Raw genomic sequence first — 12,206 nt, forward strand, 5'->3', positions numbered from 1 at the left:
CGGCGCGGTCCGTGCAAGATCCACTCCATATCGCCGATATTGCGGTGTCCAGCCGCTCGGATGCCGCGATGTCGGCGATATGGAGTCGATCAACGCGCCACTGCCACCGGATCCGCGCCAACAGCTTGAACGGCTGACCTGGGACGGGTGGACGATGTACCGCCGCCACCCCTGGCTGCTGGCCGTCCTCGCCACCGACCGGCCACCGACGGGATAGGCCGTACTCGCCATGGTCGACCGTGTCGTGGCAGCGTTCACCAGCGCTGGACCCCGCTCGATAACGTGGCCGGCATGCCACGCTTGGTGAAGATCACTCCAGACAACGTCGAGGCCGCGTGCCGGGTGACCGTGCGGCCGGACCAGGAGAAGTTCTCGTCCCCGGTCGCCTGGTCCCTCGCGGAGGCGTACGCGCAGCCCGAGATCGCGTGGCCACGTCTGATCGTCGAGGGTGACGACAACGTCGGCTTCCTGATGGGCTTCTTCGACATCGTGTGGCACCCGGACCGACCCGATGACCTGCGCTCGGGCCTGTGGCGGCTGAACATCGCCGCCGAGCATCAGGGCCGAGGGTACGGCCGCTTCGCGGTGCAGGCCGTCTGCGACGAGGCTCGCCGACGTGGGCACGACCGCGTGTACACGACGTGGGAACCGGGGGCGGACGGGCCGGAGCAGTTCTACCTGAAACTCGGGTTTCGCCCGACCGGGGAGACCAGTGGAGGCCAGGTCGTCGGAGTGTGGCACCTGACCGAGTGATCAGCAGGGCGGTGCGGCCTGCGTACGATGCGGGGCTGAGTTCCCTCGTCACGGCGGAGGTATCGGGCAGATGGCAGGCCAGCACGAGGGTTTCGCCCTCGGCGTCGACCTCGGTACGTCCAACACCGTCGCGGTGTTGCGCTGGCCGGACGGGCGGACCCGCCCGTTGCTGATGGACGGCCAGCCGGTCAGCCCGTCCGCCGTGTACGCCGACCCGGACGGCACCCTGCACACCGGCTGGGACGCCCGACGGTTGGCACAGTCGGACCCGGCGCGGTTCGAGGCGAACCCGAAGCGTCGGGTGGACGAGCCGACTGTGCTGCTCGGTGACCGTTCGTACCCACCGTCGGACCTGCTCGCCGCAGTGCTGACGACGGTCGCCCGGGCTGCGGTCGGCACCGTGGGCTTCCTGCCCCCGGCCGTGCTGACCTGCCCGGCCGCCTGGGACGCCACAAGGCGGCAGGTGCTCGCCGACGCGCTGCTGCAGGCGGGCTGGCCGCAGGCAGCCGAGCACACCCTCGCCGGGCCGACGCCGCCGGGCACCCGGCTGCTGCGGGAGCCGGTGGCCGCCGCCCGCTACTACGCGCAGGTGCTACACCGCCCGGTGCCGGTCGGCGGCGCGATCGCGGTGTTCGACTTCGGCGGCGGAACGCTCGACGTCGCGGTGCTGCGCAACGAGGGCGCGGACCCCTGGGGTGACTCCGGCTTCAGCGTGGTCGCCGACGGTGGCCTGCCCGACCTGGGCGGCCTCGACCTCGACGCCGCACTGGTGCAGCGGGTTGGCGAGCTGGTCGGTGACCGGCACGCCGCGCAGTGGGCCCGGCTGATCCGGCCGGCTGATCCGGCGCAGCGCCGCGACCAGGTGCGGCTCTGGGACGAGGTACGCGGTGCGAAGGAGACGCTGTCCCGGTCCACCGTGGCGCCGGTCGCGGTGCCGGGGGTGGCCGAAGCTGTCCAGCTGACCCGGGCGGACGTCGAGCGGGTGGCCACGCCGCTGTTGCGCCGCGCGGTGGATCGGGCCCGGGAGGTGATCGCCGCCGCCGGGCTCAGCCCTGACCAACTCGCCGGCCTGTTCCTCGTCGGCGGCTCCTCAAGGATTCCGCTGGTCGCCCGGATGCTGCACGCCGAGTTGGGGGTCGCGCCGACGGTGCTGGACCAGCCGGAGTTGCCGGTGGCCGAGGGCGCGCTGACGGACCTGCCGCTGCGCCGACCGCTGCCCGCACCGGCGTACGCCGGGCCGCACATCGCGCCACCCGCACCGGCCCCGGTGAGCCCGCCCGCGCTGCCCGCGCCGCCCGCGCCGGCGGGGGCCGCGCCGACTGTGCCGGTGGGGGCCGCGCTGCCCGCGCCGACTGCGCCGACTGTGCCGGCGGGGGCCGCGCCGACCGTACCGTCACAGCCCCGGCCGGGGTCGGCCACGCCGACCATGCCGGAGCAGCCCTGGCCGGGATCGGCGCCGCCGGCAGGCCCGCCCGGGCCAGGATGGGCCCACGTGACCCCGCCCTCGGTGGCGGGCGCGGGGCGCTGGCGGCGGGCACGCTGGGTGGTGCTCGGGGCGGTGCTGGCCCTGGTCGGGGTGGCTACCGCGGCGACGCTCTACTTCACCCGCGACCGCTACCCGGATCTGGAGTTCCGGTCGCTGCAGGAGCTGTCCCGGCCGTCGGCTGGCGGCGAGCGTCCGGCCGAGATGTGGACGGCGGTGCTCGGCGACCGGGCCTACCTCGGGTACCCCCTGCCAGACGACCGTCTGGAGGTGGTGGCGGTCGACGCCGGCACCGGCGACGAACTGTGGCGAGAAGCGACCGACGTGCGGGCCGACGACTGGGAGTCGATCATCGCCGTTCCGGGGGCGGTCGCGGTCCTTGCCGACGCACCGGGCGACACCACCCTTCGCCCGCTGGCCGTCCTCGACGGTCGTTCAGGCAAGCAGCGCTGGCAGCGCGCGGTCCGTGGTGACGACAGCGTCTACTTCGCCGATGACACGGCGGTGCTGGTGGACCGGGCCGAAGCCCAGTTGGTCGGCCTGCGCCTGACCGACGGCTCGGCGAAATGGAGGGAGCCGAATCCTCGCGACGAGTACGGCGGCAGCCGCACTGTGGTCCGGCCGGTGGGCAGCGATGCGGCGGCGAGCGGGCCGGCCTTCCTCGACGGCAATCCCCGCGACCCGTGGACGGGCAAGGGGCGGCGGCTCATCCAGGTGGGTGCGGACCGGTCGGTGCGGCTGCTCGACATGGAGACCGGCAAAGTGCTGCGCCGGTGGGGCAGTGTCGCCGACCTGGACGACCTGGTGGTCGCACACGAGGACCGCCTGTACGTGGCCGCCAACGAGGGCGGATACCAGTTGCTGGCGTACGACCTGGGGTCCGACGCGGAGCCGGTGGTGCTCCACCGCTCCGGGAACGACGAGTACCGCCCGATGGAGTTGGTGGCCTGCGGCGAGCGGCGGGCCTGCCTGTTGCAGGTGCCGAACAACGACGTCAAGCGCACCGAGGTGGTGGCGGCCACCGAGGGCGAACGCGCGATCGCCTGGCCGGCACCGGGTGTGACCGACCTGGTCCCGTTGGGTGAGCAGGTGCTCGCCCAACGGGAGAGTCCAGACCCGAAGGTCACCCTCTTCGACGCCGCCGGCAATCCGGTGCTGCGGGACCGGGCCGGTGTCGCGGTGCGACTGGACGAGGGCAACCTGCTGGTCTTCGCCAAGGCGCCCAGCATCGTCGTGGACAACCGTGTGCTGGCCGGTGTGTGGGCCGAGTCTGGTGAGGTAGACGAGTTGGGTGAGCTGAAGGACGTGCGCAGCGAGTCCTGCTCGTGGAACACCCATGTGATCGCCTGCGGCGCGGAGAAGGACTTCGTGCTGTACCGCTTCGCCAACGACTAACCCCCGCGGTGCCTCCGCCCCCCACCCCCGCGCGATCTTGCACTTTCTGCGCGTACGAATACGGCAAATCTGAACGAAAGTACAACCGAAACTGCAAGATCGCGGGGCGGGGCGAGGCGGGGTGGGGTGGGGCGGGGCGGGGCGGGGTTAGGCGTGGGTGACGTTTTCGCCGTCGACCCGGACCGGGATTTCTGTCAGGCCTTTTGGGGCGGGGCCGTCTAGGCGAGAGCCGTCGCTGGGCGAGAAGGTGGAGTTGTGCGCGGGGCAGGTGATGACCCCGTCGCGGGGTGCGCCGACCCGTACGCCTTGGTGCGGGCAGGTCGCGTCGTACGCCTTGAAGGTGCCAGCCTCGGGCTGGACGACCAGCACACCGGCGGTGACCGTGCCGCCGCCGATCGGGACGTCTCCGGTGTGGGCCAGCACGGTGCCGGGCGTAGCGACCACCTGACTGTCGGTCGGGCTGTCACCGGCACCGCAGGCGCTGAGCAGTCCGGCGGCGCCCAGGGCGCCCACCCCGGTCAGCAACCCGCGTCGGCTCAGGCACCACCGGTTGTCGCGGAGGAAGTCCTGCCCGTCGTACATCCTGGTCACCTCTTCCGTCGGCACACCGGACACCTCCGGTGGCTCGCCGGCTCAGCCTGCCCCACCTGGCTGAACGCGCGATGCGACCACGCTGGATGTTGGCTGGACGCCCGAGCACCCGAGAAGGTCGCCCGTCTCCGGGCGTGTGCGGTGATCAAATGATGAAAAGTAGGTTAGCGCGGCTCCGGGGACCTACTTTTCATCATTTGATCGAGGGTGAGAGCGTGGCCGTGGCGATCAGGACGTCGGGGGCGGGCTGAGCACCGCGCAGGAGGTCACCGCCTCGTGGGTCTTCGCGTCGCTGTTGTCGAGCCGGTCCGGATCCGGCCCGCGGTTGCTCAGGCAGGTGCGAACTGTTCGCAGGCGTGGACCCGGTGCGCCGGCATCCGCAAGGCATTCGGCGCCAGCCGGCGTACTGTGCTGACCCAGTTTCTGGTGGAGGCGACCATGCTGCCTCCTCGGTGGCCTGCCCGCGGCCCGGGCGGCCCGGCTGCGCCCCATCGATGCTTTGCGCTACGAGTAGGGCCGACATGCGAGGACACGACATGGACAGCAGCGACACCGTCAACTTCGACCAGGTCGACGATCACCCGCAGACGCCCCCATCGGCGGAGGCGCCGGATCGCGACCTGACTGGCGCGCGCGCCGCGGCGCTTGTGGAACCGCGCCACTCCGGTGCTCGGCGTACTGGTGCTGGTGCTGGCCGGTTTCCTGGGCGGGGTGCAGGTGCAGCAACGCAGAGCGTCACCGTCCCGGGCGGCCCGGGGGCCGACGGCACGGTCACCGCCACCACGGTCACCGCCGGAGGCTGACCACCGCCGATCTCGCTGAACCGGTCGAATATCGCCGTCGGGCCGGCTCGTACGATGCTCCGGTGAATCTTCGGGGTACGGTCCGGACCGATCGTCCGCTGGTGGTGCTCGCCGTGGGGGAAGAGGCCCGTTATCTGCCTCCCGAGCTGCCGGTGCTGCTCACCGGCATGGGCAAGGTGAACGCCGCCAGTGCGGTGGCCGCGGTGCTGGCCGCCGGGCCGCGCCCCTCCCTGCTGCTCAATCTGGGTACGGCCGGCGCGTTGCGCCCCGGGTGGGCCGGCATCCACGAGGTCGCCACGGTGCTCCAGCACGACCTGGACACCGACCTGCTGCGTACCCTCACCGGCGAAACCTACGGACCGCCACTGTCGCTGGCCTCCGAGGGTGCGGTGCTGGCCACCGGCGACACGTTCGTGGCCGACGACGCGGCACGGGACCGGTTGGCGCAGCGTGCCGACCTGGTCGACATGGAGGGGTACGCGGTGGCGTGGGCCGCCGCGCAGGCCGGTGTGCCGTGCCGGCTGGTCAAGCAGGTCAGCGACGAGGCGGGGGAGGGTGCGGCCCGGACCTGGCGGGAGTCGGTCGACGCCTGCGCCCGCGACCTCGCCGGGTGGGCCGCTCGACACTTCGCCTGACTGAGCAGGGTCAGCCGTCGGGTTGCCGCATCCGCAGGCCCGGCGTGGTTTCCCGGGTCGCTCCGGGAATCAGGATGTGACTGGTCAGCCCGAGCGCCACGATCGTGGTCACCAGCAGCGGCGGCCAGCGGCCGGCCCACGGCAGCGTCAGCAGCGGCAGGGGGAGGCAGAGCATTCGCCGCCACGGCACGAGCACGGATATCAGCAGGGTGAACAGGACGCGGCCGATCACGAACAGCGCCGGGTCGCCCATGATCAGCAACAGCCATCCCACCGGCGTGGTGCCGGTCGGCCGGCTGACGACCAGGTCGAACGAGGCCGCCGTGCAGACCACCCCGGCCAGCATCACCAGATGGGTGTACGGAGCCACCCGCGCCGGCCGTCCCGCCCTGGCCCCGGCCTCCAGCAGTTCGCCGGCCCGGAACACGTAGACCTGCCAGAGCAGCAGCATGACCGCGAACGCGCAGAACAACGTGGCGACCCGGAGCCCGCCGAACTCGCCGCGGCTGACCTGCAGGGTGGGCACCGGGAAAGTGGACGGTTTGCGGTTGCCGCAGGCCACCGTGCAGCGGGTTGCTCGTCTCGTGTGGGGCACCTAGGCTCGGCGACGCCCAGGACCCCCCGCCGCGAGGACGTGTGCCCCGATGCTGACCGACCCCCGACCCGACCGGACGACCGTGCCGGCGGGTTCGCCGCCGGTCGAGGTGGCCACGGTGGGGGAGACGATGGTGGTGCTCTGCCCCGCGCCGGGTGAGCCGCTGGAGCACGCCGAACGGGTCGCTGTCTCGGTCGGCGGCGCGGAGTCCAACGTGGCGGGCTACCTGGCCCGGCTGGGGCACCGCGCGGCCTGGGTGAGCAGGGTGGGCGACGACCCCTTCGGCCGGGCCGTCGTCCGGCACGTCGCCGCCGCGGGCGTCCGCGTCGACCAGGTCAGCGTGGACCCGGCCGCCCCCACCGGCCTGTACGTCAAGGACCCGGGCCCGGACGGGACCGCCGTGCACTACTACCGGGCGGGGTCGGCGGCCTCCCGTATGGACCCTGGCACGCTGGCCGCCCCCGGGCTGGCCGGTGCCCGTGTGCTGCACCTGTCCGGGATCACCCCGGTGCTCTCCGCCTCCTGCCGGGCGCTGGTCGAGCACGCGGTGACCGATCGGCCGCTGGTCGGGGCGCTTGTCAGTTTCGACGTCAACCACCGGGCCCGGCTGTGGCCCGCCGAGCAGGCAGCGCCGGTGCTGCGCGACCTCGCCAACCGCTGCGACCTGGTCTTCGTCGGCCAGGACGAGGCCGAGACGCTGTGGGGCACCGCCGACCCGTTGGCCGTACGCCAGCTGTTGCCCGGCCCGGAGACGGTGGTGGTGAAGGACGGCGCGGTCGGTGCCACCGCGCTGTGCCGCGACGCCGAGCCGATCTTCGTCCCGGCGCCCCGGGTGACGGTGGTGGAGCCGGTCGGCGCCGGAGACGCGTTCGCGGCCGGCTACCTGGCCGGCCTGCTGCGTGGCCTCGACCCCGTTCGGCGGTTGCGCCTAGGTCACCTCGTCGCGGCGCAGGCGTTGGTCAGCAGCGGCGACAACGCTCCGGTCCCATCATGGGCCTGGTTCGAGAAGCTGCTCGCCGCGCCCGCCGACGCCTGGTCGCCGCTCGACCTGACCGGCGCGCAGGCGACGACCTGAGTCGTGTCGTCGGGGTCCGATCGGACCACCAGGCAACAGATTCACCGCTACCCCGGATGGAGTGCACCATGACCACAGCGGATTTCGACCACATCTTCGGCGGCGCCCGGGTGATGGCGATCCTGCGCGGCCTGCCGGTCGACGAGACCGTTCGGCTCGCCGAGCGTGCCTGGGATCTCGGCATCGACGTGGTGGAGGTTCCGGTGGCCACCGCCGAGGCGGTGCCGGCCCTGCGCGCCGCTGTCGAAGCGGGCACCGAGCGCGGCCGGATCGTCGGCGCGGGCACCGTGCTCGACGTCGACCAGGTCGTCGCGGCCGCCGACGCGGGTGCCGCGTTCACCGTTGCGCCCGGCCTGGACCTCGCCGTCGCCGACGCGGCCGCCGCGCGAGGCCTGCCGCACCTGCCCGGTGTGGCCACTCCTACCGAGGCCCAGCAGGCGCTGCGGCACGGCCTCACCTGGCTCAAGGCATTCCCCGCGATCTCCCTCGGACCGGCCTGGTTCAAGGCCGTGGCCGGCCCGCTGCCGCAGTTGCGCTTCGTCGCGACCGGCGGCCTGGACGCGGGCAACGCCGCCGCGTTCCTGCAAGCCGGCGTACGGGTGGTGGCGGTCGGCTCAGCCCTGTCCGACCCAAACCAGCTAGACCGCCTGGCCGAGCTGACCAAGCCCGCGACCTGAGTCAGCCCTCCCCGCTGACCCCGCGCCCTCCCCGCTGACCCCGCGCCGATCTTGCACTTGCTGTCCCGACGAAAGCCGCGAACCGGGGCGCATTGACAACCGAAAGTGCAAGATCGGCGCGGGGGGTGGGGGTGGGGGTGGGGTGGGGTGGGGTGGGGTGGGGTGGGGTGGGGTGGGGTGATGGCTGGTTCGTTTTCGGTGGCGTTAGTCGCGCTCCTCGGTGAGCTGGTCCCAGTCGGTGGTCACCGGGAGTAGCTTCCCGGCCAGCCACGCGGCGCTCTGGTCGTCGTGGTGCGGGTCGCCGGGCACCCCGCAGGCACCCAGCGGCACCACCCAGCGGCTGTCCGCACGCCGGGCCAGGTCCCACACGAACCGCGCGGCCGGGCCCCGGAAGCACCAGTGGGTGACCCCGGGCACGCTGGAGGTGGCCAGCACGCAGTCGTGGTCACCGTCGAGTCCGGGCCCGGCTGCGCCGTCCGGGTCGGGCAGCGCCCGCCACGGGACGAGCCGGTGCAGGTCCCCCCAGCGCACCTGCCCGGCCGCCGCGTCGGCGACCTCTTCGGCCGCCGCTCGGACCAACGCGGCCACGTCCACGCCGGGCAGCGGGGTCGCGCTGAGCAGGTGCTCCAGCGCGTAACCGACCCGCGGCGTCAACGCCAGCCAGGGCGCGAACACCTCCGGGTACGCGGGCGGCTCGGCCAGCTCGGCCAGCGCCGGGTGGGCGGCGATCCGGCGTACGACTGCCGCCCGCAGGGTGGCGAAGTCCGCCGCGTCGGTGCTGTCGGCGGCCATCCGCCGGTCCCAGTGCAGCAGCCGTTCACGCAGCGCGGCGGCGGCGGGGCCGAGCCCGGTCGACTCGGCAAGCACCGCCAACAGTCCTCCGGCCGAGCCCAGGTACGTGTCGGTGTGCACCGCGGCCATCCCGTCGACCGTCCACGCCGGACCGTTGTCGAGCAGCTCGGCGATGCGGTGTGCCCGGTGCGGCGGGGCGAACTCGACCCCGAGTGGCGCCGCCAGCCCTCGCTCGTTGGCCATCACCGCCCGGCCGACCACCTCGGCTCGGGGCATCGGCGCGTACCAGCCCTGCCAGCCGTGCGCGGCCTCCCACGCGGGGACCACCCGCCGACCGTTGTCCGGATGCCGTAACGGCACCGCCCCGGCGACCCGGTGCAGCAGCCCACCGGCGGTGTCCGCCGCCTGCACCACGTTGACCGGCTCCACCCAGTGCCGCAGCGCGTGGTCCACCTCGGCCACGTTGCGGGCGCGCAGCAACTCCGGCAGAGTCGCGAAGCCGAGCTCGGCGCGGACCCGGGGCGGGTAGCGCAGGCTGATGGCCGTCTCGTCGTCCGGCCCACCGACGATCACCGGACCCCGTTCGGTCTCCACCACCTCGACCTCGACCGGGTCGGCCCCGGCCACCTCGATCGTCTCGACGTGCGAGTGCACGGACCGCCAACCGTCCGGGCCGAGGGCCTGCACCTGCTCGTCGTGCCGGCGCAGCCGCTCCGCGTACAGGTCCTGGTAGTCGGCCATCGCATTGGTGATCGCCCAGGCCACCTGGCCGGTGTGCCCGAAGTGCGCGATGCCCGGCACGCCCGGCACAGCCAACCCGACCACGTCGTACTCCGGGCAGGCCAGGCGGATCTGCTGGTAGACGCCGGGATCCTCGATGAACCGGTGCGGGTCGCCGGCGAGCAGTGCGGCACCGGTGCCGGTGCGCTCGGCGGCGAGCAGCCACCCGTTGCTGCCGGCGACGGCTGGCCCGTCGGTGGCGAACGCGTCGACGGCGTCCGGGCCGAGCCGCTGCGCCACGTGTTCGCGCCAGAGCTTGCCGGGGAACCCCGCGAACAGGATGTGGTGGCCCAGCCAGACCGCCAGTGGTGTCCACGGCTCCCACCGGCCCGGGGACAGCCCGGTGGCGGCGAACTCCGGCGCTCGGGCCGCACCAGCGGCGAGACCCGCGTTGACCCCGGCCACGTAGGCGCCCACCCACTCGGCGGTCGCCTCATCGAGCGCCGCGTGGCAGCGGCGTGCGGTGTCGTCGAGCCGGACCTGCCGGACGAAACGGTCCCAGCTGAGCGCGTCGATGCCGAGGAACGCCGCACTGGTGCCCTGGGCGCGGTGCCGTTCCACCTCGATCTGCCAGGCCCGGTCGTACGCGGTCACCCGACCCTGTGCCGCCGCCAGCGCGAGCGGGTCGTCGGCCCGCAGATGCGGGACGCCCCACGGGTCGCGCAAGCGTCCGGCGGTCATGACGGCTCCGGGGCGAGGGCGGTGGTCCGGCGCCGGGCGGCGGGGACGACCAGCGGGGTGCCGGTCTCCGGGTCGTCGATGACCCGGCAGGGCAGCCCGAACACCTCCGCCACCAGGTCGGCGGTGACCACCGACGTCGGCTCTCCGGCGGCCACCACGCGTCCGTCGCGCATGGCGATCAGGTGGGTGGCGTAGCGGGCCGCGTGGTTCAGGTCGTGCAGCACGGCGACCAGGGTGCGCCCCTGCTCCTCGTGCAGCCGGGCGCAGAGGTCCAGGATTTCGATCTGGTGGGCGATGTCGAGGTACGTGGTCGGCTCGTCGAGCAGCAGCAGCGGCGTCTGTTGGGCCAGCGCCATGGCGATCCAGACCCGCTGCCGCTGCCCGCCGGACAGCTCGTCCACCGGCCGGTCGGCGAGGTCGTCGACGCCGGTCGCGGCCATCGACTCCTCGACGACCCGTTCGTCCTCGCGCGACCACTGCCGCAGCAGCCCCTGGTGCGGGTAGCGGCCACGGGCGACCAACTCGGCGACGCTGATGCCGTCGGGTGCGATCGACGACTGCGGCAGCAGACCGAGCGTACGGGCCACCTTCCGGGCCGGCAGGTCGTGAATGTCCCGCCCGTCCAGCAGCACTGCGCCGGCGCTCGGCCGCAGCATCCGGGACAGAGCGCGCAGCAGCGTCGACTTGCCACAGGCGTTCGGGCCGATGATCACCGTGAACGAGTTGTCGGGCACCGCCACGGTGAGATCCTTGGCGATGGTGCGCTGGTCGTAGGCGAGGGTCAGCGCGGTGCCACCGAGCCGGGAATCGGGGGGGTGCACAGGTGCTCCTTCGAGGGCGTCGCGGGTGTTCACAGTCGGCCCGCCCGGCGTTCCAAGGCCAGCAGCCAGACGAGGTAGCCGCCGCCGATCACTCCGGTCACCACACCGACCGGAAGTTGGTGCCCGGGAAAGGCGCGTTGGGCCAGCAGGTCGGCGCCGACCAGCAGTGCCGCGCCGACGGCCATCGACGGCAGTAGGTTCGGGCCGGGCGCCCGGGTCAGCCGTTTCGCCACGTGTGGTGCGACGAGCGCCACGAAGGACACCGGCCCGGCGGCGGCCGCCGCGAACGAGACCAGCAGCACCGCCGCGGCGAGCAGCACCAGGCGTAGCCGCCGCACCGGCACGCCCAGGGCACTGGCCGTGTCGTCGCCCAACTCCATCATCCGTAGCGCCGGGGCGCGGCCGACGAGCACCAGGGGTGCCAGCACGGCCAGGACGGCGAGCAGCGGCCCAGCGTTGGCCCAGCCCCGCCCGTCCAGGCTGCCGGTGAGCCAGAGCACCGCCCGGGCGGCGTCCATCAGCGGCGCCCGGGTCAGCAGGTAGCCGTTGACGCCGGTGAGGATCGCGGCGACACCGATGCCGACCAGGATGAGCCGGTAGCCGTGCACTCCGCGTCGCCAGGCGAGCGCGTAGATCACCAGGCCGGTGCCGAGCCCACCGACGACCGCAGCGCCCGCCAGCGCAAGGCTGCTGCCGCCGAGGACGACCACCACCAGCGCGCCGGTCGACGCGCCCTGGGTGAAGCCGAGGATGTCCGGGCTGCCCAGCGGGTTGCGGACCAGCGACTGGAACACCGTGCCAGCGAGGGCCAGCGCGGCACCGACCAGCAGGGCGGTGACCAGCCGGGGCAGTCGTAGCTCGTGCACGATGAACTGCTCCGCCGGGGTGCCGCCGCCGCTGAGCGTGCGCAGCACGTCGGCCGGGCCCATCGGGTAGTCACCACTGCCGAGCGCGACCAGGCTGAGCCCGGCGGCGAGCAGCGCGGCACCGGCCCCGACGGCCAGGGCGCGAGGGCGGAACCGCAGCGACAGCCCGCCGCGGGTGCGAAGAACGGTCACGCGATCGCTCCGCTTCGCTCCGCGATGGCGCGACGCGTCACGGTGCTGAGCCTGCTGGTTCGCTCGC

11 protein-coding genes and 1 pseudogene are annotated in these 12,206 nt (G+C 73.4%); 7 read left to right on the top strand and 5 right to left on the bottom strand.

Annotation, left to right across the window (positions count from 1 at the left end; translation table 11 throughout):
- Nucleotides 1–291: 291 nt before the first annotated feature.
- Complete coding sequence (locus ACLQ28_RS10260) at nucleotides 292–753, top strand: GNAT family N-acetyltransferase (RefSeq protein WP_425685981.1); 462 nt, start codon at nucleotides 292–294, stop codon at nucleotides 751–753.
- Nucleotides 754–823: 70 nt separating this feature from the next.
- Nucleotides 824–3,631: an Hsp70 family protein gene (locus ACLQ28_RS10265; protein ID WP_425685982.1), complete on the top strand. Its 2,808-nt coding sequence runs from the start codon at nucleotides 824–826 to the stop codon at nucleotides 3,629–3,631.
- Nucleotides 3,632–3,778: 147 nt separating this feature from the next.
- On the opposite strand, the gene ACLQ28_RS10270 is transcribed toward ACLQ28_RS10265, so the two are convergent.
- Nucleotides 3,779–4,237 carry a Rieske (2Fe-2S) protein gene (locus ACLQ28_RS10270; protein ID WP_425685983.1) on the bottom strand — a complete coding sequence of 153 codons (459 nt, stop codon included), beginning with the start codon at nucleotides 4,235–4,237 and terminating at the stop codon, nucleotides 3,779–3,781.
- A gap of 345 nt (nucleotides 4,238–4,582) precedes the next feature.
- Here ACLQ28_RS10270 and ACLQ28_RS10275 point away from each other — a divergent pair.
- The 3 genes and pseudogenes from ACLQ28_RS10275 to ACLQ28_RS10285 all read left to right on the top strand — a co-directional run.
- Nucleotides 4,583–4,736 (top strand): annotated as a pseudogene (locus ACLQ28_RS10275) (ABC transporter permease); the annotation flags it as partial.
- Nucleotides 4,737–4,758: 22 nt separating this feature from the next.
- Nucleotides 4,759–5,025: a hypothetical protein gene (locus ACLQ28_RS10280; RefSeq protein WP_425685984.1), complete on the top strand. Its 267-nt coding sequence runs from the start codon at nucleotides 4,759–4,761 to the stop codon at nucleotides 5,023–5,025.
- A gap of 62 nt (nucleotides 5,026–5,087) precedes the next feature.
- Entirely contained in the window at nucleotides 5,088–5,660 is a 573-nt protein-coding gene (locus ACLQ28_RS10285; protein WP_425685985.1) for a nucleosidase, read from the top strand.
- A gap of 10 nt (nucleotides 5,661–5,670) precedes the next feature.
- Here ACLQ28_RS10285 and ACLQ28_RS10290 read toward each other — a convergent pair whose 3' ends face one another.
- Nucleotides 5,671–6,186 carry a low temperature requirement protein A gene (locus ACLQ28_RS10290; RefSeq protein WP_425685986.1) on the bottom strand — a complete coding sequence of 172 codons (516 nt, stop codon included), beginning with the start codon at nucleotides 6,184–6,186 and terminating at the stop codon, nucleotides 5,671–5,673.
- 118 nt (nucleotides 6,187–6,304) lie between these two features.
- Between ACLQ28_RS10290 and ACLQ28_RS10295 the strand changes: the two genes are divergently transcribed.
- Together ACLQ28_RS10295 and ACLQ28_RS10300 are read left to right on the top strand one after the other, a co-directional pair.
- The gene (locus ACLQ28_RS10295) at nucleotides 6,305–7,330 is read left to right on the top strand and encodes a sugar kinase (RefSeq protein ID WP_425685987.1); all 1,026 of its coding nucleotides are present in this window, start codon (nucleotides 6,305–6,307) and stop codon (nucleotides 7,328–7,330) included.
- A gap of 68 nt (nucleotides 7,331–7,398) precedes the next feature.
- The gene (locus ACLQ28_RS10300) at nucleotides 7,399–8,007 is read left to right on the top strand and encodes a bifunctional 4-hydroxy-2-oxoglutarate aldolase/2-dehydro-3-deoxy-phosphogluconate aldolase (protein ID WP_425685988.1); all 609 of its coding nucleotides are present in this window, start codon (nucleotides 7,399–7,401) and stop codon (nucleotides 8,005–8,007) included.
- A 204-nt stretch (nucleotides 8,008–8,211) separates the two neighbouring features.
- Here the strand turns inward: ACLQ28_RS10300 and ACLQ28_RS10305 are convergent, their stop codons facing one another.
- The 3 genes from ACLQ28_RS10305 to ACLQ28_RS10315 form a co-directional block, all read right to left on the bottom strand.
- Nucleotides 8,212–10,260, bottom strand: coding sequence for a penicillin acylase family protein (locus ACLQ28_RS10305; protein WP_425685989.1), 2,049 nt, complete (start codon nucleotides 10,258–10,260; stop codon nucleotides 8,212–8,214).
- Nucleotides 10,257–11,045, bottom strand: coding sequence for an ABC transporter ATP-binding protein (locus ACLQ28_RS10310; protein ID WP_425686254.1), 789 nt, complete (start codon nucleotides 11,043–11,045; stop codon nucleotides 10,257–10,259). Before ACLQ28_RS10310 ends, ACLQ28_RS10305 begins: the two co-directional genes overlap by 4 nt.
- A gap of 65 nt (nucleotides 11,046–11,110) precedes the next feature.
- On the bottom strand, nucleotides 11,111–12,139 hold the full coding sequence (locus tag ACLQ28_RS10315; RefSeq protein WP_425685990.1) for a FecCD family ABC transporter permease: 1,029 nt from the start codon (nucleotides 12,137–12,139) through the stop codon (nucleotides 11,111–11,113).
- Between the last annotated feature and the right edge of the window lie 67 nt (nucleotides 12,140–12,206).

This window comes from Micromonospora sp. DT201 (assembly GCF_049841575.1).
Classification (GTDB): Bacteria; Actinomycetota; Actinomycetes; order Mycobacteriales; family Micromonosporaceae; genus Micromonospora.